18 protein-coding genes and 1 riboswitch are annotated in these 26,477 nt (G+C 47.5%); of the genes, 4 read left to right on the top strand and 14 right to left on the bottom strand.

The window, feature by feature from the left end:
• Window positions 1-3 precede the first annotated feature (3 nt).
• Window positions 4-1,383, bottom strand: a complete 1,380-nt coding sequence (locus tag ADU23_RS13570) for an alpha-L-fucosidase (RefSeq protein ID WP_053374230.1) — start codon at window positions 1,381-1,383, stop codon at window positions 4-6.
• A 135-nt stretch (window positions 1,384-1,518) separates the two neighbouring features.
• On the opposite strand from ADU23_RS13570, the gene ADU23_RS13565 reads away from it, so the two are divergent.
• Complete coding sequence (locus ADU23_RS13565; protein WP_053374229.1) at window positions 1,519-3,819, top strand: helix-turn-helix domain-containing protein; 2,301 nt, start codon at window positions 1,519-1,521, stop codon at window positions 3,817-3,819.
• 86 nt (window positions 3,820-3,905) lie between these two features.
• On the opposite strand, the gene ADU23_RS13560 is transcribed toward ADU23_RS13565, so the two are convergent.
• The 5 genes from ADU23_RS13560 to ADU23_RS13540 form a co-directional block, all read right to left on the bottom strand.
• A complete protein-coding gene (locus tag ADU23_RS13560) occupies window positions 3,906-5,519 on the bottom strand; it encodes an extracellular solute-binding protein (protein WP_053374228.1) in 1,614 nt (537 codons plus the stop codon).
• A gap of 42 nt (window positions 5,520-5,561) precedes the next feature.
• Window positions 5,562-6,470 carry a carbohydrate ABC transporter permease gene (locus tag ADU23_RS13555; RefSeq protein ID WP_053374227.1) on the bottom strand — a complete coding sequence of 303 codons (909 nt, stop codon included), beginning with the start codon at window positions 6,468-6,470 and terminating at the stop codon, window positions 5,562-5,564.
• 18 nt (window positions 6,471-6,488) lie between these two features.
• Window positions 6,489-7,415: an ABC transporter permease gene (locus ADU23_RS13550; RefSeq protein ID WP_231637605.1), complete on the bottom strand. Its 927-nt coding sequence runs from the start codon at window positions 7,413-7,415 to the stop codon at window positions 6,489-6,491.
• 512 nt (window positions 7,416-7,927) lie between these two features.
• On the bottom strand, window positions 7,928-8,404 hold the full coding sequence (locus ADU23_RS13545; RefSeq protein WP_053374225.1) for a C40 family peptidase: 477 nt from the start codon (window positions 8,402-8,404) through the stop codon (window positions 7,928-7,930).
• 3 nt (window positions 8,405-8,407) lie between these two features.
• Window positions 8,408-8,546, bottom strand: a riboswitch (cyclic di-AMP (ydaO/yuaA leader).
• A gap of 185 nt (window positions 8,547-8,731) precedes the next feature.
• The gene (locus tag ADU23_RS13540) at window positions 8,732-9,097 is read right to left on the bottom strand and encodes an ArsR/SmtB family transcription factor (protein WP_053374224.1); all 366 of its coding nucleotides are present in this window, start codon (window positions 9,095-9,097) and stop codon (window positions 8,732-8,734) included.
• Between the two features lie 184 nt (window positions 9,098-9,281).
• Here ADU23_RS13540 and ADU23_RS13535 point away from each other — a divergent pair, with 184 nt between their 5' ends.
• Both ADU23_RS13535 and ADU23_RS13530 read left to right on the top strand, forming a co-directional pair.
• Window positions 9,282-10,358, top strand: a complete 1,077-nt coding sequence (locus ADU23_RS13535; RefSeq protein WP_053374223.1) for a copper resistance D family protein — start codon at window positions 9,282-9,284, stop codon at window positions 10,356-10,358.
• A 172-nt stretch (window positions 10,359-10,530) separates the two neighbouring features.
• Window positions 10,531-12,678, top strand: coding sequence for a heavy metal translocating P-type ATPase (locus ADU23_RS13530; RefSeq protein ID WP_053374222.1), 2,148 nt, complete (start codon window positions 10,531-10,533; stop codon window positions 12,676-12,678).
• Between the two features lie 54 nt (window positions 12,679-12,732).
• On the opposite strand, the gene ADU23_RS13525 is transcribed toward ADU23_RS13530, so the two are convergent.
• The 8 genes from ADU23_RS13525 to ADU23_RS13490 all read right to left on the bottom strand — a co-directional run bounded on the left by ADU23_RS13525 (window position 12,733) and on the right by ADU23_RS13490 (window position 24,995).
• The gene (locus ADU23_RS13525; protein WP_331459243.1) at window positions 12,733-12,921 is read right to left on the bottom strand and encodes a twin-arginine translocase TatA/TatE family subunit; all 189 of its coding nucleotides are present in this window, start codon (window positions 12,919-12,921) and stop codon (window positions 12,733-12,735) included.
• 33 nt (window positions 12,922-12,954) lie between these two features.
• Window positions 12,955-14,154 (bottom strand): ZIP family metal transporter, encoded by a 1,200-nt coding sequence (locus ADU23_RS13520; RefSeq protein ID WP_231637372.1) that lies wholly within the window; start codon window positions 14,152-14,154, stop codon window positions 12,955-12,957.
• An 18-nt stretch (window positions 14,155-14,172) separates the two neighbouring features.
• Window positions 14,173-15,216, bottom strand: a complete 1,044-nt coding sequence (locus ADU23_RS13515; RefSeq protein WP_053374220.1) for a multicopper oxidase domain-containing protein — start codon at window positions 15,214-15,216, stop codon at window positions 14,173-14,175.
• A gap of 226 nt (window positions 15,217-15,442) precedes the next feature.
• Window positions 15,443-19,774 carry an S-layer homology domain-containing protein gene (locus ADU23_RS13510; RefSeq protein ID WP_053374219.1) on the bottom strand — a complete coding sequence of 1,444 codons (4,332 nt, stop codon included), beginning with the start codon at window positions 19,772-19,774 and terminating at the stop codon, window positions 15,443-15,445.
• Window positions 19,775-20,169: 395 nt separating this feature from the next.
• Complete coding sequence (gene arfA / locus ADU23_RS13505) at window positions 20,170-21,687, bottom strand: arabinosylfuranosidase ArfA (protein WP_053374218.1); 1,518 nt, start codon at window positions 21,685-21,687, stop codon at window positions 20,170-20,172.
• 46 nt (window positions 21,688-21,733) lie between these two features.
• A complete protein-coding gene (locus ADU23_RS13500; protein ID WP_053374217.1) occupies window positions 21,734-22,582 on the bottom strand; it encodes a carbohydrate ABC transporter permease in 849 nt (282 codons plus the stop codon).
• Between the two features lie 3 nt (window positions 22,583-22,585).
• Complete coding sequence (locus ADU23_RS13495; RefSeq protein WP_053374216.1) at window positions 22,586-23,527, bottom strand: carbohydrate ABC transporter permease; 942 nt, start codon at window positions 23,525-23,527, stop codon at window positions 22,586-22,588.
• Window positions 23,528-23,666: 139 nt separating this feature from the next.
• The gene (locus tag ADU23_RS13490) at window positions 23,667-24,995 is read right to left on the bottom strand and encodes an ABC transporter substrate-binding protein (protein WP_053374215.1); all 1,329 of its coding nucleotides are present in this window, start codon (window positions 24,993-24,995) and stop codon (window positions 23,667-23,669) included.
• Window positions 24,996-25,397: 402 nt separating this feature from the next.
• Between ADU23_RS13490 and ADU23_RS13485 the strand changes: the two genes are divergently transcribed.
• Entirely contained in the window at window positions 25,398-26,315 is a 918-nt protein-coding gene (locus ADU23_RS13485) for an ArsR/SmtB family transcription factor (RefSeq protein ID WP_053374214.1), read from the top strand.
• Window positions 26,316-26,477 lie beyond the last annotated feature (162 nt).

The raw sequence follows: 26,477 nt of genomic DNA, 5'->3' as shown, positions 1-26,477 counted from the left end.
CCGCTACTTGATTCGGAATACATGCGCAATTGGCGCTTGCACTAACCGTTCATTTTCCGGCAAAAGCACGATAATCCCGTTGTCCGTTCTACGATATTGCAGATTTTCCTGACCTCCTACGAGATCGATCTGGCTGAAGGCTTGCCGGTAAGGAATATGCAGCTCCTCCATCACAGCCTCTTGCTCGTCCTTGTACAAGTAGAAGGCATAAACCGTATCGCCTTTTCTCGTAAACTGGCAATTGTCTACCGAATACGGCTCGCAAATACGCGTCCCATAAATCGCCTCGCCATAGACCTTGAGCCATGCGCCCATCCCTTTGATTCTGCTAATTGCGGTTTCAGGAAGCCTTCCGTCTGGCTGAGGGCCTACATTCAAAGCCAAATTGCCTCCTTTTGCAACAATTTCGACAAGCAAATGAATCAGTTGCCGAACGGTCTTATATTTATCTTCATAACGGAAGGAGAATGAAGTCCCCATCGTGATGCAGCTCTCCCACGGCACATGAAGCGGACGCTCCGGCAAGGTCTGCTCTGGCGTAATCAAATTCTCATAAGGTCCGCCGACGGTACGGTCAGCCGACAGAAGCCAAGGCTGCGTCTCGCGCGCCTTCTCCACCACTTCGCCTAACCGGATGTTTTGGTCGCGATAGTCATTGACCCAGCCTGCATCGAGCCACAGCACATCGATTCGTCCGTAACGCGTCATCAGCTCCATAATTTGCTCATGGGTGAATTGCACGAACTTCTCCCACAAGTGGGGATATTGCTTCGGATCATACGAAGGTCCGCGCGCCGTAAACGATCCGCGCTCCATCCCCGGCGTCCAGTAGTAGGGCGTATGCCAATCCGCTTTTGAGAAATAGGCGGAGATGGCAAGGCCCTTGGCGCGAAATGCATCAAACAGCTGCTTGCAAATATCGGCGTTTTTGTTCATATGGAAAGGGCAATCCGGGCCTGTAATCCGGTAATCGGTCGTATGGGTATCCCACATGCAGAAGCCGTCATGGTGCTTAGTCGTGAAATTCAAATACTTAAACCCGTTCTCCGCAGCTAGGTCCGCCCATAGCTCGGGCTGCAATCGAAGCGGATTAAACGTCTTATTCAGCCCAAAATACTGCCGCTTCAGCTCCTCCGCATCAACATCCCAGTCGATGCCGTCGCGCGACCATTCTTCGTCCTTATCGCTAAGCGCCCATGATTCTACGACGCCAAGCTGAGAATACGGCCCCCAGTGCATCATCAGTCCCAGCTTCTGGTCCTTGAACCATTCGAGCCGCTCCAGCAGAAGTGGTTCCTCTGGTTTTACCCACTGCTCTTCGCTGCTATAGTTGTGCACTCCCTGCTCGACCGCTTGCTCCTCTGCTACCTTCATCTCGCTCATCGTATACCTCCAGCGCCATAGGCTTATTGTTATTTGATCGTTTCTAGTATTCTTTCGCTCTATGTCCAAATTGTAAATTTGTTGATATGATAGGAATCAATTAAACGGCTTGGTCAATAACAGGGGGCAGAATACATGAAACGGAACTACTTTAAATCGAAACTGTTTTTAAAATATATCTGGTCCTACTTGTTTATTTTACTTATCCCTTTAATCCTGATGACACTATTTATCTACCAGAACGCCGTTACCAATCTGAGATCCGAAATCGAACATTCCAGCTTGAGCCAATTAACGCAAACGAAAGTCATCATTGACGGCAGGATGAAGGAATTAAGCGAAATCGCATCCCGCATCTCCTATGACAAGAGGCTGACGCCATTCCGGGTCCATGATTCTTACTACAGCGGAGAAGCTATTCAAGCGCTCGACCAATACAAAGCAACAAGCTCGATTATCGGGGAATTGTTCTTATATTTTCATAACGACAAGAACATTTATTCGGCAAAAGGTCTGTCCAGCCTTGACGTATTCTCAAGCACCTTCAGCTTCAACAACTGGAGCAAAGATACGGTTCTGCAAGACTTGAACCGCGTTAAATTCCCAACGATGCGGCCAGCCGATACCGTTATCCGCAACTCTACCCTGCAGGATACGATGCTCGCTTATTTGGTTCCCATCACGCCATACAGCCCTAATCCGCACGGAACGATTATGTATCTCATCAAGGAATCCGAGCTGACCAGCTTAATTGATTCGATTCTAGGCAACTACCAAGGCTTAACTTATATATTGGACAACAATGGCCAAATTTTAGTAGACAACCGGCAGGGTGAAGCCTTAACGAATGCGGAAGCGCAGTCCTTGTTCGGCCTATCGCCCGGCATTCATGACAAAATTTTAGACGGCAAGCCGCACTCGATCGTATCGGTAAAATCAGAGAACAACGGCTGGACGTACGTGACCGTTATGCCTAGCGCGCAATTTTTCAGCAGCGTCGTGCATGTCCGGAGCTTTATCGTCATGTTGTTCATCATCGTCGTAATCGTTGGCGCTGCGATTGCTCTCTTGCTAGCCAGAATGCAATACCAACCGATCTCTACGCTGCTTGAGTTTGCCAATTCCAAATCCAAACCGAAGCATCAGGCCAATGAAGCTGCCGGAGCCGGCAACGAGCTTGACCGGATCCGAACAGCGCTGCAGGAGTACAGCTCGCGCGTAGATCTGCAAGAGCCTTACGCCCGCAATCATTTTCTGTCCATGCTGCTCAAATACGGAAATGCGCAAAGCCTTACGCCTGAGCTACAAGAAGCGTTCGATGTCCATTTCGACCGTACCCATCACTTTGTCATGGTGATCGGCTGGGGAGAATCGGGCGATACGCACGAAGATAAGCAGGATCGCCAGGAAATTATTGAGCTTCTAGCCCAAATCGAGTTCCCGGAATTGGAAGCGCATGCCTACGGCGTGGAGCTCCCTCAGCTCGAGCAGCTCGCGCTTATAATCAGCTTCAATATGGATGCCGAGCAGCAGCCATTCACGCCAGCTCGCCTCATCGTCGAAGCGGTTCTAAGCAACATGCTGGAAACGTTTGATGCCGCTCCTTCAATAGGCGTTGGAACCTGCTACTCCAGCCCGGATCAGCTGAACCAATCCTTTATCGAAGCTTGCTCCGCCTTCGAGATGAGAGGCTCGAGCGGCCACGGCACCGTCACTTATTTCGAGAAGCTGCTGGACACGACCGACCATACCTTCTGGATTCCGGCTAACTCGCTGATGAAGCTCTCCCAAAGCTTAAAACAGGGAAGCTATGATGTCGCTGAACAGACGATCAGCCCATTCATCCGAAGCCTGCAATCACCTGAAATGTCCGCTTTGCAAAAACGTTGCATCAGCTTCGATATTTTAAATACGATGCTCAAAACCGCATCCGAGCTTGGCATTCATAATTTGATCCAGGATATGGCGCCGAATATGATTTACAGCCATTCGCTGGATGAGCTGGAGGCCGGCTTCCTAAGTCTCGCCTCCCGAATCTGCACGCAAGTGGAGCGGGATAATCAGAAGGAAGAACAATCGCAGATCGACCGGATTGTATCCTATATTGACGAGCATTATAGGGATCATGCGCTCAGTCTGGAGACGATCGCCTTTGAATTCGCAATATCGCCTTCTCATGTCAGCCGATCCTTCAAGGAAAAGATGGGTCTTAACTTTATTCAATACATTTGGCAAAAAAGACTGGAGGAGGTTATGCACCAGTTAAAAACAACAAGCGCTCCTCTTAAAGACATCATCATTCAAGTCGGCTATTTGGATACGCCCAACTTTATCCGAAAGTTCAAGAAGGAAACCGGCTATACGCCCGGCCAATTCCGCAAGCTGTTCTGGGAGAACGGGCAGGCTCCAGCCGTATCCGAGCTGGATGACGAATAATAAAACAACACCCGGTCATGATTTCGCATGACCGGGTTATTTGTGTTTCTTGCTTCATGCCCTTATACGGTTATTTCCTGCGGTCCTTATCTGTCGTAAGCGCTTTGGTAAAGCTCAGCGATACGGTCCCCGCCCATTTTTTTAATTTGCTCTAAATACTTGTCCCAATTGGAGAGAGACTCTTGCCCTGTCACGAACTTCGCTTCCATTTGTTGAACATACGTGTTCAGATCAGATAGCAGAGTAGAAGCTTCCGTTTGCTCTTCATTCGTCAAGTAAACGTTAGGGAATGGCGCTTTGGCGATTGGCACAAGCTTTTCTTCATTTTGCTTATCGATCCATAAGTCAAAGTCGCTCCGCAAACCGATGGAAAGCTCGCTCGAATTCACGCCCGGCGTAAGGATACCGTAGTTTGGCGTAATCGTACCGCGGTATTCGTCACGGTCGCCGCCGCCTGGAACCGGAAGCCATTCTTTCTCATGTTTTTCTTTGTCCTTATATTTCCAAAGCAGATTCTCTGGCCCTTGGCCAAACAATGTAGCGCCTTCATAGCTGTACAGATAATCTACCCAGCGCATCGTTGCTTCCGGTGCGGGGTTGCTGCTCGTAATCGCAAACGTACCGTTTGCCGAAATACCAGGGTGTTTGCCGTAAACAGGAGAATCGGCTATTTCGCTTTTCACAGGCGTCATAAGCGGGTTATCCTCGCTTGGCTCGCCGCCTAGCGTAAAGTAAGGGAAATAGTCGTTGAACACGGCAACTTGATTGTTTTTCCCTTTCGCTTTCTTCTGCTCATCCGTCTGCGAGAATGTCTCATGGTCAAGCAAATCTTCTTTCCATAGGCGGTTCAGGAATGTCAAATATCCTTTGTATCCTTCTTCTTGCGGCGTGTAGTGTACTTTTCCGGCCTTATCCGCATATACGACCTCGTCATAAATGCCCCAGAAGCCGAGGAAGTACATGCGCAAATCATTCAGTTTCACAGAAGTGAGCGGAATTTCATCCTTTTTCCCGTTACCGTTTGCATCTTCATCCTTAACGCGCTTCAGATAAGCATATAGCTCTTCTGTTGTTTTAGGCTCTGATGCCCCAAGGGATTTCAGGAATTTACCGTTGTACCACATCGGGCCGCGGTACCACACGGCAGCCAAATCGACTGTAGGCAGCGCATAAATATGGCCGTCTGGCGTTGTGAATGACTTGCGGATATCGGGATGGTCGTCAAAAATCTTTTTGATATTAGGCGCATATCCCTCATCAATATATTTTTCTAAAGGGATAAGAACGCCTTGTGTACCGTAAGTCACTTGTTCTGCTGGCTTAAGGTCTGCTGCATAGAACATATCCGGCAAATCGCCGCTCGCAAATACGAGGTTCTTCTTGGTAGCAAAGCTATCAAGCGGGGCGTTTTGGAATTCAAGCTTAATGCCTGTCAGCTTCTCCATCTCTTGCAGAACAGGCATCTTGTTCCAATCGGCAACGCCAACATCCTGAGACATCATCTTGAGCGTGATGGGCTCGGTTACGACAGGAAATCCTTCTTTGTTCACCCCTTTGGCCTCATTGGAGGTTGACGCCTCTTTGCCAGCATTGTTGCCGCTTGTTTTCCCCTCGTCATTCGCGGAACCACAAGCTGTTAATACGGAGACAAGCAGCGTGAGGCTAAGCAAAACCGATGATGCTTTCTGTAGCTTTTTCATCCAAAAACCCTCTCCCTTTTTTCATATCATTTATGAGCAAAATCAGCCCTTAACGGAGCCAATCATGACACCTTGCACAAAGTAACGCTGAAGAAACGGATAAATGGCGATAATCGGCGCAGTCGCCACGATAATAACGGCGTATTTGACCAGCGAAGCGATCTCTGCCTTGTTGTTGAGAGCAGATGCGCTCGCCGCATCGAGTGCGCCCCCGCCTTGAGCCGACATCTCCTGCAGAACAAGAATCTGGCGCAGGACAAGCTGCAGCGGGTATTTAGCGGCATCGTTCAAATAAATAAGTGCCGAGAAGTAGCTGTTCCAGTTGCCTACGCCGTAGAACAAAGCCATTACGGCAATGATCGGCATCGACAGCGGCAAAATAATTTTCATGAACAGCCGCAGGTTGGTACAGCCGTCAATCTGTGCGGCCTCCTGCAGCTCTTTTGGAATGGAGGATTGAAAAAACGTGCGGGCTACGATAATGTTCCAAATCGATGCGGCTGACGGTATGACAATCGCCCACATCGTATTGACCATTCCGAGTTCCTTGACGAGCAAATAACTTGGCACCAGGCCGCCGCCAAAAAACATCGTAACCATAAACATGCCCATAAAAAAGTTGCGTCCCATAAAATCCTTGCGGCTTAGCGCATATGCCGCTGGCAGCGTCACCAATAAATTGATCGTCGTTCCAACCACCGTATAAAGGATGGTGTTGCCGTATCCGGTCCAAATGCTCGTGTTCTGGAATACACGCTGGTAGCCTTCAAACGTAATGCCTTTGGGCCATAGCCACATCTCGCCGGAACCGACTAGCTTAGGATCGCTTATAGAAGCGCTGATCATATAAATAACCGGATAAGCTACGACAATAAAAGCCAAGAACACATAGATATAGTTGCAAATGAGAAATACTTTGTCCCGTCCGCTCTCTTTAACGGCGCTCGTCATCGGTCGCACCCCCTTCTTTTACCACAAGCTGTTTTCATTGGTACGTCTTACAATCTGATTCACCACAACTAACACAAACGCATTAATAACGGAATTGAACAAGCCGATCGCGGTCGAGAAGCTGTACTGGGCATCGACAAGGCCTGAACGATACACGAATGTCGAAATGACATCGGATGCTCCCATATTCAGCGAGTTTTGCAGCAATAAAATTTTCTCAAACCCTACTCCTAGAAGACTTCCCATATTTAAAATTAATAATATGGTCATCGTCGGGACAATCGTCGGAATATTAATGTGACGCACCCGTTGGAACCGTGAAGCTCCGTCAATAATCGCTGCTTCATGCAGGCCTGGATCTACGCCTGATAGCGCTGCCAAGTATATGATCGTACCCCAGCCTGCGCTTTGCCATACACCTGAGAGCACATACATCGTCTTAAACCATCTCGGATCAGTCAGAAAATCAGGTGCGTCAAACCCTAGCCATTGAAGCAGGTGCGTGACAATCCCTGACGAAGGCGACAGGAACGTAATGATCATACCCGCCATAACGACGACTGAAATGAAATGCGGCGCATAAGTGACGGTCTGAGCCATCTTCTTAAAGAAGCCGCCCTTAATCTCATTGAAGGCAAGCGCCAGAATAATCGGAATCGGAAACCCGATAGCCAGTTCATACAGGCTAATGCTCAAAGTGTTCCATATCAAGTCCCAGAAGTAATAAGAATCAAAAAATCGGACAAAATGATCAAAACCTACCCAAGGGCTTCCTAAAATCCCTTTTGTCGGTATAAAGTTTTTGAACGCAATTTGTATGCCATACATCGGAAGATAAGAGAAAATAAGAAAGTAGAAAAAGGCGGGGGCGATGAATAGATACAGCTCCCAATTTTGAAACAATCTTTTCCCCACTCTGCTCTTCATCTTGCCCGGCTTCAGCATGCTGCCCGTTGCAATACGTTTAACCTCCTGCATAGAATCACTCCTTCCCCGTTTCGTAATTATTGTTCTTGTTTGTGTTTGGCGATTAGGATTTCACAAATGCTATCGCTTACAATTACAACGATAGCCGACAAACGGAAAACCCGTAAATATGTCGTTTTCCATCTTCATGAAAGCGCATAACTCTTATGAAGATATATAAGGAAAATAACTAGTCCGACTATTCCGACAACAACGATTATGTGTCATTTTTGTCCGAAAACCCCCGGTTTTACTGCATCCGCAAAATATACCAATCGCATTTAAAGCGGCTGACACCCCTTCGGGACAGTCAAAAATGGTGAAATCAAGAATGACATGTATGCGTTTTCATAAAAAGCTTCAAAAAGCGCCTCCAAATTAGCCAGCCGCTTGCGCTACTTTGAAAAGGCATAAAAAAGAGGCCCCGCAAAAGTTCGATGAACTTCTGCACAGCCTCTTATTCAACCTCTGCGGTTATAACCTGCGGCACCTTACTTCGACTCCATCATTGCCGCAAAAGCATCCTCTGTTATTACTCGGCGTGCCGTTACGTAACGCTTCTCATAATAGCTATCGCTCAGCTTCGTAATCGTAACCCCTTTGCTTGTAGAAGAATGAGCGAACTTTCCTTCTCCTATGTAAATGCCTGCATGGGAGACTCCTTTTCCGCTTGTATTAAAAAATACAAGATCTCCCTCACGCAGCTCATCTTTATTGACCTCAGTACCCGTCTCGGATTGAGACTGGGATGTTCTTGGCAGCTTCACATCAAACTGGTTAAAAATATGTAAAATAAAGCCCGAGCAATCAAATCCTTTATTCGTTGTGCCGCCCCATTTATACGGAGTTCCGATAACATCGCCTACTGAAGCGTCAAGCACCGAGCGCTCTGACTTCTCAGCGAGCACGCTCCCTCCGCCAAGCAATAACATGATGCAGGATAAAAATACGACTAAACTTCTTTTCAAAGCTGCTTCTCCCTTCGCTGCCTACGAGGTTAGCTTATGGGTTCGGTTGAAGATCCCTATGCTGTAGGATAATCCTTGAGCAATTCACCCTAGGTGGTTCCCCCGTTTCTTACAAAAACAAAGAATTAGGCACGTAAATAGACTACATAGTATAGTTTAATTCGATTGTTTCAGCCATAATCCTCCAAAATCTATATTAGAATCCTTTCATTTTTCATTATCTTTCCTTTTGGTTTGTCAAATAGTTGATTTATTCATGCCAAAACTGTGCTCGAGCTAGCCGATAAAAAAAGAGTATCCGTATTTACATACAGTTACTCTTTGCTTTTAAGCGTGCTCCAAATGCTTCAAGGTTTGAACAAAAATCTCTTTGACATGGTCATCATCAATGGAGTAATAAACCGTCTTGCCTTCCTTGCGGCGCTTAACGATTCTCACATTGCGCAAATAGCGAAGCTGGTGGGAAACGGCGGACTGCGCCATGCTGAGTACGAGGCATAAATCATGCACGCATAACTCATGGTTCAGCAAAGCATGTATCATTTTAACCCTTGTAGGATCACCTAGCGCTTTAAAAAGCTCAGCCAAATCAACCGCTGTCTGCTCCTGCAGCTTTGCTTGATTTAACACATTCAGATTCATATCGGTGCCTAAACAAGTATCGTCGCATTGTTCTTCCACTACTCGATCCATCTCTCTTTGCCACCGCCTTTATATTCGTACTTTTCATTATATCAGAAAGATTACGTTTAAGGCAGTCTATCCTTGTATATCAAATTTTCGGTCATTTGTCATATGAGCATACATTCATTTATTGCCAATTATGATATGATGCTTTAGAAACTAACCATCGAAACGGAATTTGGAGCTGGTAACCTTGTATATTTACTTTTTCGAAACACTGCTTTATTTGTCCTTTGCCTTTACTGGCGGTTACATATGTCTTTTATTCGTTCCTGACCGCTCAAAGCCAGCCATTAAATATCCAGTGGACTTATTCCAATACGCGATTCTCGGCATTCCATTATTCTCGTTTATGTCAATCATACGAACAACGATTGTCCTCAGCGATTTTGCCGAAAATATGTCCTTTGTGCAAATTTTGCTCATCGTATTAAAGGATTACAACTACGGGAACGCATGGATCTGGAACCTTATCATCTGTACGGTCATGTACATGATCACGGTATTAAGCGGCTTTCAGCATAAGTGGACCAAGTGGCTGCTTGCCATCACCTGGATATGCAGCATACTTGCTCACGGATGGGCAAGCCACCCGACCGGTTTCTCCGCCACATGGGGATTTCTCTCCCAATCCATCCATGTCGCTGCCGTATCGATTTGGCTTGGAACGCTTCTCTTGGCAGCATGGTTCACAAGGGGCGAACTGAGATGGAACGCTTTTATCCGCTGGTTTACGCCGCTATCGATTGTAAGTATGGCGCTTATCATAGCCGCTGGGCTAGTGATGATGTCGCTTATCGTTGACGGATATATCAATTCATGGGGCATCAATTACGGCGAAGCCCTTCTGCTCAAGCATCTTGTCTTTCTGCCGCTTCTCCTTCTTGGCTTTATGAACGGTTTTCTGGCGAAGCTAACGAATAATGGCAAAGATGAACGCAAGCTGCTATGGTGGCTTCGCCTTGAAACGTTTGTAGCCCTTGCGGTTCTTATCATTACAGCCTTTATGGGCGTACAGGAGCCCCCGCATGAAGACGAGTTTGAGCTGCCGACGCCTTCTCCGTTATTTAAGCGGCTGCATGGCCAAATGCAAACCTTAGACCTGCAATGGAGCTGGGGTTTTGCGCCGCTTGCGATGATCGCACTCGGGCTCATTGCTCTGGCTATGCTGATTCCTCTATATAAAAGAGAAAAACGCGGCCTATTTATCACAAGTATGTTAATGGGTATATTGCTTCCGTTCCTCGGTATACTCTTATCTGTTAAGTAAAGGCACGAGATCATTTCCTGCGAATATGATACCATCGGACTGTTTAGAAACAGCTCGATGGTTTTTTTATGTTTTTATGTCACATTTGGGGAGAATAAGTTTGACATAAATGTTGGATTCGCATATTATATGAGCAAGTATTCATATATTGATTTTGAAAGAAGGCTAACGTATGAATGAATATCGCATAAAGGGGCTGTCCTGCGGCGGATGCGCCCTCCGTATGGAGGAAGAGATCAAGCAATTGGAGCATGGCGATGATGCAAAGCTTAGCTATAACTCAGGAAAATTAACGGTTAATCCGCAAATTTCCATGGTCGAAGTCAGAAAAATTTTAAAATCGGACAATGCCTACATCGAATCGAGCGCGGAATCAAATACCGAGCACAATCATAATCACCATGATCATGACGGTCATACGCATGATGGACATGATCATGGTCATGACCACAGCCATGAAGACGGCAATGGGAAAATGCTGAAATTGCTCATTACATCCGGCGTTGTTTATGTCGCGGCATTGCTGCTTGACGGCGTACTCGACAAACAAGCGGTCATTATTTTGTACGTGCTTGCGACGATTATTAGCGGCTACACCACCTTTTTCCGCGGACTCAAAAACCTATTCAAACTAAAATTTAATATCGATACGTTAATGACGATTGCATTAATTGGCGCGGTTGCCATTGGCGAATGGAAGGAAGCTACGCTCGTTGCCATTTTATTTGGGCTTAATGAGCTGCTCGAAGGGTATGGAATGGAGAAGGCGCGGCGTTCCATGGAGGCTTTACTCCAAGTTGCCCCTAAGGAAGCCTTAAAGCTGGACAACGGCCAAGAGGTGATCGTTCCGATCTCCTCCCTGCAAGTCGGCGACTTCGTGAAAATAAAGCCCGGCGAGAAAATCCCATCGGACGGTACGGTCACAGACGGGAAAAGCTCGGTGAACGAGGCTGCGATTACGGGAGAATCGCTTCCGGTTGAGAAGGAATCCGGCGAGCCCGTATTTGGCGGCAGCATTAACAATGAGGGACTGCTGGTCGTTCGAATCGATAAAGCGTACAAAGATTCTTCCTTGGCTAAAATACTCCATCTCGTGCAAGAAGCACAGGAAACCAAAACGCCAACTGAACTCTTTATTAATAAATTCGCCAAATATTATACGCCGCTTATTATGCTTGTTGCAGCGCTTGTTATGCTTGTGCCTCCGCTCCTCTTTCAAGGAGATTGGATGACATGGCTTTATCAAGGCTTATCGGTACTCATCGTTGGCTGCCCATGCGCACTGATTCTTTCCTCCCCCATTGCGATTGTTTCGGGAATTACGAGAAATGCACGCAACGGCGTACTGGTCAAAGGCGGCGTGTTCCTAGAGCAGCTTGGCAAGATCGATACGCTCGCTTTTGATAAAACAGGCACTTTAACGAAGGGCGAACCGCATGTCGCTCAATTGGAAGCTTATGAAGAGGAACTGTTTTTCCAAGTGGCTGGAGCGATCGAGAAGTCCTCTTCCCACCCGCTGGCAAAAGCGATTATGAAGGAAATAGACAGCAGAAGCATCATCGTGCCTGAACCGGATGAGATTCAAACGCTGACTGGCCGAGGGATTAAAGCGCAGGTTAACGGTCAGACGTACTGGCTTGGCAATGAAAAGAGCATCGCGCATATTGCGGTTCCAAGTCCAATCCAAAGCCGCATCGAACAATTAAAAGACGAAGGCCTCACCCTTGTACTCGTTGCAGACGAGCAGCAGATTCTAGGCATGTTCGGCATTGCAGACGAAATTCGTGAGGAAAGCCGCTCTGTCATTGCAGCTTTGCACAAGCTGGGAATTACAAGCACCGTCATGCTGACAGGCGATCATCAGAAGACCGCTGCCAAAGTGGCTTCGGCTGTCGGCGTCTCCGAATTTTACGGGAGCCTGCTTCCGGAAGACAAAGTGAAGCGAATTAAAGAGCTTTCTGCCAACCATAAAGTAGCGATGATCGGTGACGGCATTAATGACGCTCCTGCTCTCGCGTCCGCGCAGCTCGGCATTGCGATGGGCAAAGGAACGGACAGCGCGATCGAGACGGCGGATATCGTCCTTATGCAGGATCATTTGGGCAAGCTTCCGGAAGCCGTTTCGATTGCCAAGAAGGTCAATCGCGTCATTCGTTTCAACATCGTTGTCTCGCTGGGGCTGAAAGTAATCGCGCTCTTGCTTACGATTCCCGGCTGGCTCACCTTATGGATCGCCATTCTCTCCGATATGGGAGCTACCGTATTCGTTACGCTGGTCAGCTTGACCCTATTAATCGAAGGCAAGAAACGTCTCGGTTAAGCACATCATATAAAGAGCCGCTAGAAACATTCTAGCGGCTCTTTGCTTGCACGTTTATTTGAGCTCCTTCGGCTTCGATTGATCGTCTGCTTTCTCATCCGGGTCTATTATACCTTTTGCGCCTCTTCTGAACTCGGACAACGTCGTGCCAATCGCTCGGCCAAGCTGTGGCAGCTTGGATGGTCCAAAGAGCAGCAGCCCTAAAATAACAAGCAATATAATGCCCGCGACACCAATATTCATCGGCATTTCAATCTCCCCATTTCCTGCTTGGTCCTAGAAGTTAACCAAAAGAGCCGTTACATACATCATCAAAATGCCAAGCGTCAGACTGGAGAAGTTAAGCCATGAGACGGAAGGTGCCCCTGCAGCCCTAGCGTCTCTTAAAATCATTTTGAAAATCACATAAATGACTTGAACGATGGCACCTGCGCCAATCCCGAAGAACAACGCTGCCAACGTCTGATTAAAGACGAATCCGCCGACCCAAGTTCCGATAATTGCCGGTCCTCCGCCCAAGACGGCTAAGGCGAGGAAGGTTTTGAGTGTCGGCTTCGCTTTCAGGAGCGGCGCTGCGATTCCAATTCCTTCGGTGATATTGTGCAGCGTAAAACCAATAATAAGGAATGATCCGAGCGCAGCCTCTCCCGCTGCAAAGGCAGCGCCAATTGCGAGACCTTCTCCGAGATTATGAAGACCGATGCCGCCGGCTATTTTGAAGGATACCTGCTTGCCCGCGTCAATTTGGCTTAGAGCCTTCTTCGATTTCGTCTGATCTATGGCAATCAGGAACAAGAAGCTGAGCGCCGCCCCGAACCAGACCAAGCCTGTTCCTTGGAATACGCCAGGTGCTTCCGTGCCAAGCTCTATCCCTTCTTGAATGGTGTCTATGGCAAGGAAAAATAGTAAACCAACCGTAAATGCCATAACCGCCTGAATACCTTTAGTTGAGAAGCGGCGCATAAAAGGATACCATAATAGCCCGAGCCCCACCGGTACAACGCCAACATAAAAGCCAATAAGCGAATATTGCAGGAACCGGTTCGTATCCGCAGCCGGCGTTTTTATCGCAGCCGCAACTTCCCCTACAAAGATTAAGCCGTTAGAGGTGATGAGCTTAATTTCATGAGGATCACCCTCTACCCATGGATAAGGGATCATAATCGTCGCGCTGCCGAACCTCTCCAGCGTCGGGCTTGGTGAATAAGTCGCATTCCAAAAGGAGCCATCCACCACCACTTGAGCAACGGTCAGCTCCTTAGGCCCAGAATTGAGAACACGAACCTCGAAGCCATCATCTGTCAAAACAATACGTTCCATATTCAGCACTTCTATCGGTGCTGCTTGCTGTTCCTTCACGCCTGTACCCCATGTCGCGATGATTGAAATCATGCCTGCCAGCAGCAGCAAAGGCAGTACGCCAAGCAGCCAGACGACTGCTCGATTAGGCTTCTTCATTACCTTTTCGGTCTGCACACCATACACCCCCTCGTGTTATCCGACTTCAAAAAATCCCATCCAGCCGAGCTCCGTGAACTCACTCTGGTGCGCATGGAACATATATTTTCCTGGAGCGGGGAACGTGACTTCAATAATGCCTCTCTCCCCCTGGCATAACATAATCGTATCCGTATAATAAGGCCTCGCGTCCGGATCAGCTCCAGTCGCATAATAATGAAAGAAATTAGCATGCAAATGGAAGGAGTTAATCGGATCAAATTCTGTTAAATTGCTTATATAGATTCGCACCAGCTCTCCTGTTTTCACCTTAATCGGCCGCGATTGATAAGCAAAAGCGTAGCCATTTACGGTATATACCTCGTTTTCGCCATCCAAATCCAAGTCGAACCCATTCATCACCATGCTCAGCTCTTTTGCCGGCTTCCTTGGTTTCTTCGGATCAATAATGAACTGCCCATAAAGCCCTTTGTGGATATGTCTGGCGAGCGGGGGAACATGACAGTGATAAGGCTGAAGCCCTGCTGGCCTCGCTTCAAACTCATACACAAATTCACCGCCGGTCGGCACTGGCTCCAAGCCGTCCATATTCGTTGGATGAATGCCATGCAAATGAATAGAGTGCGGATGCGCCGAGCCGTTCCCGAACTTGATTCTGACGATGTCTCCCTCCGTGCAGCGCAAGGTTGGTCCCGGAACTGTACCGTTGAAGGTCCACCCTGGAAACTTGAGGCCTTTCGCTATTTCCACTTCAGCATCCCATGCTTGAATATCGTATTCCCTTATCGTTCTTCCATCCGGCGAGGTGCTAACGACCCCGTAATCGAAAGCGGTTAACGCTTTAACCGCTGCTTCCAATCCCGGCGTTGAATCCGTTCCCGGATCATAGCCATGCGCCATCCCTTGCTTCATTTGATCTTTGAGCGTATGGTGCATTTCCTCCTTGCCCATCGCACTGGCAGACTTGCCGAATAGAGCAGTAGTGTTTAAAAAGCTGCTCCCAAGCACACCGAGCAGGCCCGCTGCTCCGACTTTAAGAATGCTTCTCCTTGAAAATGACCGATTTGGATCGAGCGGCATGACATCCACCTCCATGTTTATATAAGGAAATTATTTTGCCCGGACGCAAAATAATTAATAAAAAAATTTTATTTTACTTAGGGACAAAAAGTTTACTCAAGGAAACTTTTTTGAATATGTAAAATATATGCTAACCTAGGCGCTTTGTAAAGTGTTTTTTTCATTGCTTGTTCCCTCTTTATTGAGAGAGTAAAAGACCGCCAAGCTGCTTGGCGGTCTAGTCGATTTAGTTTATAAATTGCAAAGCTTGCAGCATACGTTTCAGCGTTACCGCAGCTTGCGCGCGTGTTGCTTGTTCATTCGGAGCAAACGTTTTTTCCGAGACGCCTCGTATAAGTCCTTCTTTCAAAGCCTGCGATACCGCTTCTCTTGACCATTCGCCAATATCGGGGGAATCGGCGAAACGGTCCAGCAAAGCGATGTCGCCTTGGATTTCCTTTCCGCCCGCTTTCATCGCGCGAATCATCATCGTCACCATTTGTTCGCGAGTGATGTTGGCATTTGGTTTAAAAGTACCGTCCTCGTAACCCGTGATCAATCCGGATTTAAGTGCTGTGCCTACGGCACCGGCGAACCAGTCGCTTGGCTGTACGTCGCTGAATCCGCCCGCCTTGGTTTCAACTAACCCAAGCGAACGAACCAGCATGGCTGCAAATTCCGCACGCGTAATGGAGGAATCCGGCGCAAAGTACAGACCGGTTTTTCCTTTTAAAATCCATTTATTCGCGAGCAGCTCTACATCCGCCTTTGCCCAGTGTCCTTGCAAATCGCTAAACGATTTGTCGGATTGGATGACAGTGTAAACACTATTGTGCGGAGAACGAATCGTTATCTCGGAAGAGCCGTTTTTCGTTGTAATTAAAGCTGGCACAAAAAATAGGTTGTTGTTCGAATCGACCCATACCGCCGTTACCTTACTCGGGTCAACCGGCAATGTCCCCAAGCTAATCGTACGATTGACGTAAACACCGCCGAAGTCGGCTATTTCATTGCCGCTAACCGTGACCGTAAATTCGATTGGGTTCTTAATGGATTGCTCCGCATCCAAGCTTTTTACAGCGGCCTTTATCTCCTCACCGACCGTGCCGGTTACTTTAGAGATCATGACGTTTACGGTTGATCCTTGAGCAATATCTTTTAGCAAACGTATCGGCAGCTCATAGCTTGCGCCATTTGCTTTAATTTGAATAACCGCGCTGCCTTGCTTACTGAGCGCATGCAAGATCGCATTGCCCGGCAGCTCAACATTTACGATGGAATCGCTGCCTTTTACAGCAATGACAACTACCGGAACCGCCAACGCTTTTTCAAGCTTATCTGCGTCTATAGCAACCTTCGATACGGACGTCCCGTCAGCGGCTGTTTCTTTCGTTACTTTCGCATCCTTTTCAACATCGATGATGCCCGTATTTGGCCCGGATGGCGATGTCGTTGTGCTGCCAGGATTTGTCCCCGGACCGGTTGGACCACTAGCCTCAGTAACGGTTATTGCTGCTGCTGCCTTTATGGACGTACCGGCTATCGTCGCCACAATCGTTGCTGTTCCTGCTTTTATACCAGTAACGAGACCGTTTGCATCTACTGCTGCAACGTTAGCGTCGCTGGACAGCCAATTTACCGTTTTATTCGCGGCATTACTAGGTAATACCGAGGCTTCAAGCTGCTCGGCAGCGCCTTTATTGATCGTCAGGCTGCTCTTGTTCAGCGATAATGATTCCGCAAACACAGCCTCCAGCAGTGTTGGCGCCGAGATCATAAATTTGCGCGAATACGGGTCTGTTCCCTTAGACCTTGCCGTTATTTTAGATAAATCAGTCACATCACTTGGCAAAATAAAGCTTGTTTCGCCTGCCGCTAAGTTAGCCAGCACCGCTTCGCCGTTGTAAACCGCGTAGCCTTCGCTGGATGAATTGGAATCCCATTTCACGGTTTTAGCGGTACCGCTATCTTCAAGCAAAAGATTCTGCGGAGGCGTTGGCGCATTAAATACTTGCACTTGCGTAAGCCGTGGCGGCCCCGTAAGATCCGTATCCGTATTGCCGCCTGACGCGTTCTCAACCGTTACTTTGATGTACCGTGAATGATAGGTTTTGCCAAGGTTTATCGGGTATGAGCTGTCTTCGGAATCAACGCCGCCGTTAAGGTTGCCGGTAGCAAACGTGTATCCCTCGGCTGTCTTTTTATCCACTTGCTTAAATGCCACAGCTTCAAAATCAGCAGCCGATGTATGGTTTCCGATATCATCCGATACATAAACAGTTGCGCCTTTTAATCTCGTTGATTTGGCAAGCAGCCTGATTTGGCTAAAATCCATCGCTTGCCCAAGGTCGATGACGAAGCTTCCTTTACGCTCACCGTCGGCGCCGAGCCATGAGTAATCTCCGATTTGATCGAGACTGGTCACATTCGTAACCGGCCAAAGCTTCGGATCCTGCAGCACCCCGCTCGTCAGCTTGTTGGCATTTCCGTATACATTGCTAGTAACGGACTGCAACTGGACCGCATTGGCTCCTACCGTAGGGCCTATGTTATACGCTTTTTTATTAAGGGCAAGGTTCACCGAGGATATGCCTGATGCTGCCTTGCTTATCGTGATGTCCGAGAGCTGAAGCTCCGCATCATAGGCAGAGTTTGTGCCGTTAGCGGAGCTGCGGTAAATGCCCCATTTTGGACGCAAATATTGGTCAAAGGCAGCGGGATATTCGGTTTCAAAACCGCCGCTTCTCTCCGGTCTTCTCCATAAGTCTTTGCCGCCGTCGGTTGCGCCTTTGTCTGCGAACGGTTGAAAAACATCCGGGTTGTCAAACGTATATATTTTGCCGGTAACCATATCGGTAATCTTAACGGTGAACCAGCCCGAGTCCGAAATAAGCGCGTCAAGCTCCACCTTAATCCAGTGGCCGTCGATTTCCTTTAACGGAATTCTCAGCATCGTCTTGTCGCCGTCGTATCGGTTATGGTTCACAACAAGCGTCCTCGTCGTCGTCCCCGAAATTGACATTGCGAGAATGTATGCGCCGTTCTCACCGCCAGAGTTGCCGCCGGGCAGCGTATTGGCCTCTTGTGCATTCACTGCCTTGAGCTGGAAGAGATGCCTGAAGTTCGGCTGGTTCCACTGGTTGCCGTCAGGAATATTCCAGAGCCATTCATAGGAAACTAAGTCGCCCTCATATGCAGTAAAATCGTTGGTCGAATCCTCGCTTGGGCGAATTTCAACTCTTTGCCTGTCCGTAATGGAAGCTCCGCCTACGACATAACCTTTTTCCGGGTCAAAAACGCCTTTATGGGCGTATTCGCCGTCGCGAACCTTTTCTTCGAATTCATTGTTCATGCCTCTGCCATGCGCCGTGACTTTAAATACGTTTTTGTTAAGCGTACTGTCCCAAACGGTCTTTATATGATCGTCCGCCGCAGTCGCCAAAGGCTGATTGCCATAATAACCGTGGTAGGCGTCCCTTATGCGCTTGGTCACGCCTTCCACCGGCTCATCCGTTTCCATTGCGCCGCCCAAAATGTTATATGGAGACACGCCTTCAATGGCGTTCATCTTAATCGTCTTATGATTCGCGCCATAGCCGCGGGCGGTTACGTCCAGTGCAAATCGGGATGGATCACCGTTGTTGAAATGGAACGCAAACTCATTAGTGCCAAGCGGAAGTTTAGCAAGATAGGAATGAGCAAATGTAACCGTATTGCCCGATGACGAATAATCCGTATCCGCAATAAGCGTATGGCCTCCATTCGTTATGCTCGCCAGGGTCTGCCCGTCAGCAAGGCTAATCGTTGTCGTTATGGGTGCCGCCTGATCCCATGTGCTGTAGGTCGCTTTAGCCGGTTCGAGTATGGTTGCGTTAGCTGCCCAGTCTTTCCCGTAAATGGCGAGTCCAGACAGACCCATCATCGCGGCGCTATCTTCTGTACGCGAATCACGGGGACCAACCAGTACCGTGTTGATCATCACATAACGTGCTGTAAACGGATACAAAAACGTCTTCGTATCAAAGCCCCACTGTTGCCCGTTGTATGTAACATAAGACCATAAGCCTTCCGTTTCCGTACCGCCTGCGAGCGTCCAGCCGTTTCCTTTCCAGTCGTAATTGTACGCCGAATCCGAAACCGTGGGCGCGCTTTCCCATGAATCGATATTATTAGAATAGTAGACTTCAAATCTAGTCGCGTTGCTTTGGATGTTCGGGATCGAGTTGGGTATTTCAAGATACAGCTTATCAATCGTTTTGGGAGCGCCAAAGTCGAGGGTTAAAGCCAGCGTGGATGGCGAGTAGTCATTCATATATACGTTTGAGCTTGAAAAACGCCAATAACCACTGCCCCCTGTTCGCAAAGCGTCTGACCCCGGATGACCAGCATCCTCCGAGCTTGCCTTGAGATTCACATCTGCCACAGGCGTAAAAAGCGATGGGTCCAACAGGTTGACAGAACCTGCTGTCGAGCTTCCCGCTGCATCCGTTGATGCCGGAAAGACGCTAATAAGCGATAGAACAAGCGCAAACGATAGAACTGAGCTGAAAACCTTTTTTAAACCTTCTTGCTTAAACATCATAAAGCCTCCTTAGAGTCCATTAATGATTCATTAAACGCGGGCGAAAAAGATTAGCTGCATGTCGAGATCCTACTTGCGTTGCAGAATTGATAGATAGAATAGCGGGTAGCCTACACATTCATTTTAAGGAAACGGTTGTGTTGAAATCGCTTACAATTATTCCTTTTACGCTCCTCCTCCTTCCTAGCAATTGTTATCTTAAAATACGAGCCCCCTTCCGAATATGGAAAAATTTACGATTGGGGTGGCATTATTTATTATTTAGCGGGAAATACGCGGAGCTTCCATTCGCTTTTCACGACAAAAGAAGAGACCTTCTACAAGTTACATGAACTTGTGAAAGGCCTCTTCTATTCCATAAACGGCTGTTTTCTCAAACCTATCTCTGCTTCTTATTGCATGCTTTTGCTCTTGCCTAATCGAATCACATGCCAGGAATGTTTAGCCAGGCGAGCCTCCAGCAAGCCATCCTGCACAGACGAATGCCCATCGCTATGCGGCTTTACGTTTTGCCCCGCAATCGAATTTACAGCTTTTAAATTCTCGTTCTCCAATACGATATGCTCTATTATGGCGTAGTTAGTGAAGCTTCTCATATCGCATGCTAGACTTAGCGACTCCTCCAGACTGCGATTGAGCGCAAACACCGTTAATTCCTCCGTCTCAGGATTATGGACGGCTACACTATCCAAATACGGCACGTCCGTAAACTCTTTCGAATCGTATTTATCAGAGGAAATGACCGGCTGAAGCGCAATTCCTCTGCCATAGACAGATGCATGCATATACGGATAATAGATCGTTTGCTTCCATGATCCGCCTCCGTTTACCGTCATAATCGGCGCTATTACGTTAACAAGCTGTGCGAGGCAAGCGATCTTGACCCGATCAGCATGCTTCAAAAGCGTAATCAGCATACTGCCTACAAGCAGCGCATCCTCAAACGTATAAATATCCTCAAGCTGAGGCGGCGCAATGGACCAAGGCTCAATTTGTTTATCTGCCTCATTCGAATGGAACCATACATTCCATTCATCAAAGCTCAGATTAATCGTCTTCTTGCTGCGCTTCTTAGCTTTAATGTAGTCGCAGGTCGATTTAATCGTTTTGATAAAATGGTCCAGATCCATGGAATAAGCGAGGAAGCTGGCGGTATCGCCGCTTCGGTTGCCATAATACTGATGGAGCGAGACGTAATCCACAACCTCATACGTATGCTCAAGCGAAATTGCTTCATATTGCGGGAAAGTAGGCATGCCCGTATTGGAGCTTCCGCAGGTGACCAGCTCGATCGTCGGGTCTACCCATTTCATCGCCTTCCCCGTCTCCAGCGCAAGTCGCCCGTATTCCTCCGCTGTTTTGTGCCCGATCTGCCAAGGACCATCCATCTCATTGCCTAGGCACCAAGTCTTAATCGCATGGGGCTGCTCGTAACCATGCTTTTTGCGCAAATCGCTCCAATACGTACCGCCTGGATGATTGCAATATTCAAGCAAGCTGCGAGCTTCGTCAATGCCGCGAGTGCCGAGGTTAACCGCCATCATCACTTGCGCGTTCACGCTGCGCGCCCAATCTACGAACTCATTCGTTCCGAATTGATTGGTCTCAATCGTTCGCCATGCAAGCTCCAATCTTCTTGGCCGTTCCTCCTTCGGTCCGACTCCATCCTCCCAATTGTACCCGGATACAAAATTGCCGCCCGGATAACGGACGATAGGTACCTGCAGATCGGTGATCAGCTTCGCGACATCCTTGCGAAAGCCGCTCTCATCGGCTTCAGGATGACCCGGCTCATAAATACCGCCATAAACGGCGCGGCCTAAATGCTCGATAAAGGACCCATAAATGCGCGGGTCAACTTCGGAGATGGCAAAATCTTTTTCTAACGTCATTTTCGCTTTAAGTGTCATGGAATCACCTTTCTTTTTGAAAAGATAGTTTGGTATGCGAGCTGCCTTAGCCTTTGACTCCGCCTGCGGTCATGCCTTCGATAAAATACTTTTGGAAAAATAAAAACACGAGCAAAATGGGGACAATCGCCATCACCGCGCCTGAAATGAGCATGTCGAAATTGTTGCCGTAAGGCGTGAGGAGCGTCGCGAGGCCAATCGGAATCGTCAGCTGCTCGGTCGTACGCAGAACGATAAGCGGCCATAAGAAGTTATTCCATGCGAATAGCGCTTGCAGGATTGCCATCGACGAGAAAGCAGGCGCCATAAGCGGCATCATAATTCGGAAAAAAGTTTCGAACTCCGTAGTGCCATCCACACGGGCAGCGTCGAGAAAGTCCTTCGGGAGGCCGCCGGCATATTGACGGAAGAAAAAAATCGGCAATGGAGCAACGACAAAAGGCAATATGACGCCCCATATGCTGTTAATCAGCTTCAGGTTAATCGACAGCTTGTACAGGGGGAGGATAATAATTTCGATCGGCACCATCATCGTAATCAGCACTAGAGCAAAGATGAAGTTGCGAAACCGAAAGTTATAAACCGCGAGGCCATAGCCAACCATGGAAGAAAAGAGCAAGCACAGCACCGTGAAAATAGCCGTAATCACCAAGCTGTTTTTGTACCAGGTTAAATACAGCGAATCGCCCGTGAACAAATAAGCATAGTTTTTAAAAGAGAAGATTTCTGGGCTGATCTTCAGATTTAATCCAAAGCGCATAAGCTCCTGCGCAGGCTTGAAGGATGCGATCGTCAATGTAACCAGCGGAAACAGCGCGAACGCTGCGAAGATGATAAACAAGAGAAGCAGCAATACGGTATTGACGGTCCATTTATGTTTCTCTGCATGATTCATCCCCTACTCCTCCTTCTTGAACATGCCGAATAATTTAAGCTGGCTGATCGTGATAATAAAGGTGAGAACTAGAAGCACGATACCAACCGCAGAGCCAAGACCCAAATTATTTTGCTCAAGCCCATTTCGGTACAGATAGCCGACGATCGTAAGTCCGATATCATTCGGTGAACGGTTGCCGTTCCACAGCATATAGCTTTCCGTGAACATGGAATAACCGCCGTAGATACTAATCGTGAATACGTAGATCGTAATTGGCTTCAGCAAAGGCAATGTGATTTTCAAAAATTTATTCCAGGTTGATGCGCCGTCAATCTCTGCCGATTCATACAGCTCCTTCGGGATATTTTGCAGTCCGGCCATAAAATAGAGCAGATTAATGCCAATCCATCGCCAAGCTGCAAGCGTTATTAGCGTCAGCATCGCGAGATGCTCCTTGCCAAGCCAGCGCTGCTTCTCAAAGCCAAGCGAGGTGACAATGGTATTCATAAGCGAGCCTTCCAATTCTCCAAAAGCTAGTCGAAAAATGGTTCCTGCTACAACGACGGAAGTTAGCGCAGGAATGAATAACGTGGAACGAAAGAAGTTTTTGGCAACCATCACCTTTGAGTTCAGGAAAACAGCCAATACAAGAGGAATAGGGATCAGGAGACACAAAGAAAATAGCGTATATTTACTGCTGTTAATGATCGATTTTAGAAACGTCGGATTCCATAAGTCCTTGTAATTCTCAATCCCTATAAAGGCTACCTGCCCGGGGAGAACCTCCTGAAAGCTCATGACGATAGCCGAAATGACCGGATAGGCAAAAAATACGGCAAACGAGATCAAGAAAGGCAATACGAAAAAGTAAGGGGCCATCTTCTGTGAATACAAAATGCTAGAGCTTGCGGAAGCTTTAGATGTTTCCACTGCCTTTAACGCCTCTGGCGAGCCTTTTGCCATAAAACCCTTCCTCCTTACCAAGCGTAAACAGCTGAAGCGGCTATTTGAAGGCTAAAGCTTGTTTCGCAGCATTGAATCACTATCGTGGAATAGGCAGTATCACTAGCCCTCGCGAGGCTAGTGATACCTTCTCATTCTATTATTTTAGCTGGGCAGCCGCTTCCTTCAGTACTTTATCCACATCCTCGTTGTCGAGCAGTATGCGAACAAGGATCGAGGTTTTGAAAGCATCGGAAATCGTTGGCGTATTTTCATTAATGTTCACGCCTTCAATTTCGCCTTTGATATCCGTCAGCACGTCAAAAATATCGTCTCCGAAATACTCCGTAAATTTATTCGGCTCACTCAGCGCTGGGTCTGTCCATACATCCGAGCGGAGCGGGTCAAATCCAAGCTGCTTCCAAATTTGAATGTTGCCTTCCTTGCTGATCTTTGCGAAAGCAAGGAATGCTTTGGCTAATTCCGCATTTTTGGTCGTTTTCGTGATAGCTGTCCCAGTCCCGCCCATACCTGCGGAACGAGGCTGTCCTTCTGCCCATGCCGGCATAGGCTTAATTGCAATCTTGCCTTTCAGATCCGGCATATAATCGGTGAACCGCCCCATATACCACATCGGCATCCATAGGGAGGCAGCACCGCCGCTGTTCATCAAACCATAGTACTCCTCACTGTGATGGCCAGTTCCCGGCGCTGCGATAGCGATGCCTTGTTTAACTAGACTTTGCTGCCATTTGAGCGGATCTGCTACAATCGGGCTTGTAATATTAAGCTTGCCATCCGCTGTTTGGAGATCGTCATTGCCCGGCGCCTGCGCTACCTGAGGCCATAGCGACCACAGATCTCCGCTTTCGAGTGTAGCCATCGGAATGCCCGTTTTATCCAGCACTTGCTTGCCAGCAGCTTCATAATCAGCCCAAGTTTTAATTTGATCTGGATTAACGCCAGCCTTGTCGAGAATCTCTTTGTTGTAGTAAATAACAGCTGCGCCAACATGGAAGTCAATGCCGTAATAATTGCCGTCTTTCGAGTAAATATCCAGCCTTGATTTCACTAAATTATTAATCTCAGGCTCAATGATATCGTTAAGGGGAAGCAGCTGCGGGTCGCCTTTAAGAAAATTCGGGAATTTATTCAGCTCAATATCCGCCATATCCGGTGCTCCTGTTCCCGATTGAAGCGCTACCAAAAGCTTGTTATGCATATCGTCATAGGGAAAAGTGTTAGCGACTAGCTGAATCTGTTGCTCCGGGTTTGCTTCATTCCAGCGTTTTGCCATATCCTCATAAAACTTTTGATGCAGCTCGTTAAACGTCCAGAATTCAATTTTTGTCGTTTTCACACCGGTTGCAGCAGAGTCTTCCTTGTTCGTAGTGCCGTTCTTCGTGCCGCCGTTATTACCCGAGCAAGCAGCCAGAACAACGGTAAACATGACTAGACAAGAGAGCATGACCAACAAATGCTTTTTCACTTGTATTCCCCCTTAATAAGTATGCTTCTATGCTTAATCCCATTGGGATCAATGCCGCTACTTGGGTGAAACTCGTTTGTTTTATACTTTTATGTATTTACTTTATAAAAATCTAAACTGTTTGATATTCCCATCATAATGAGGACGGTTTTGTTTGTCAATCACAAAATGTATGCGTTTACTTTATTCATTTGTTTTAACCTTTACTAAACTAAGATCGCCTTCTTTTTACACAAAAATGGATGTTTTTCGCAACACGAATGAATATCTTTAGAAAAACGTTGCTTTCCGCTGCCATCCATCCCTCTTTTTACATAAAAAACCTATCCCTTCTCATTCGTTATCATTTGATTTATAATAAGTTAAATCAATTACTTGTCAGGAGAGGGGCGACTACTCACATTGATCCATATCAAAGAGCTCCGTTCAGGTTTAAACATCTTTAAAGCGCTTAGCTCGGAAATCCGAATTGAAATACTTGAATTGCTGACCAAACACGATAGCTTGAATTTAAATGAGATCGCTGAGAAGCTTGGGCTTACCAACGGGGCGATTACGATGCATATTAAGAAGCTTGAGGAAAGCGGCTTAATTGATATCACGACAGCGGTTGGCCGCCATGGCCGCCAAAAAATATGTTATTTGAACGAGGATTTATTATCTGTCGAATTGAGGAGCAAAGGCAAACAAAATGTATACGAAGTAGAGTTGCGAGTTGGCCACTATTGCGACTACCATGCCGAACCAACGTGCGGATTAGCTACAAAAGACAGCATCGTTGGGGAATTCGACAATCCTCGCTATTTCGCTGATCCTGAGCATATCAATGCCGGAATCGTATGGCTGAGCAAAGGATATTTGGAATATCGAATCCCAAATTACCTTAAATCCAATCAACGCTTCAGCGAGCTGCAATTTATATTGGAAATCGGCTCCGAAGCACCCAGCTTTAACAACGACTACCCTTCCGATATCGTGTTTAGCGTAAATGGAGTAGAGCTTGGCATGTGGACCTCCCCCGGTGATTTCGGCCTGGAACGCGGCACGTATAATCCGGAATGGTGGCCGCCCCACTTGAATCAATACGGCTTGATCAAGCTGGTGCGCGTCAACGAGAACGGCTCCTTCATCGACGGCTGCCTAATATCGAATGTTACGATTGCCGATATCCAGCTGAATGAGAATACAGATATCAAATTCAAGGTTGCCGTTGCAGAAACAGGCAATGTGGGCGGCCTTACCATTTACGGCCAAAGCTTCGGCAACTATAAGCAGGATCTCATCGCTAGAATTATTTATGATGAGGTTGATAGGGGTTAAGCCAACACAAATAAAAGGCTTCTCGATAAGTTCAGATGAACTATTGAGAAGCCTTTTAATTTAATAGTATCGTTTTCTCGTCTCTCCTTGGTTTCCCTATTTCCAACTTAAGGTCCACAAGATTTTCAACTGCAGGCGCCTATTCACCTGAACGCGTTTTTA

The sequence above is a fragment of the Paenibacillus sp. FJAT-27812 genome (genome assembly GCF_001273905.1).
Lineage (GTDB): Bacteria > Bacillota > Bacilli > Paenibacillales > Paenibacillaceae > Pristimantibacillus.
This window is presented reverse-complemented; position numbering and strand designations above follow the sequence as displayed.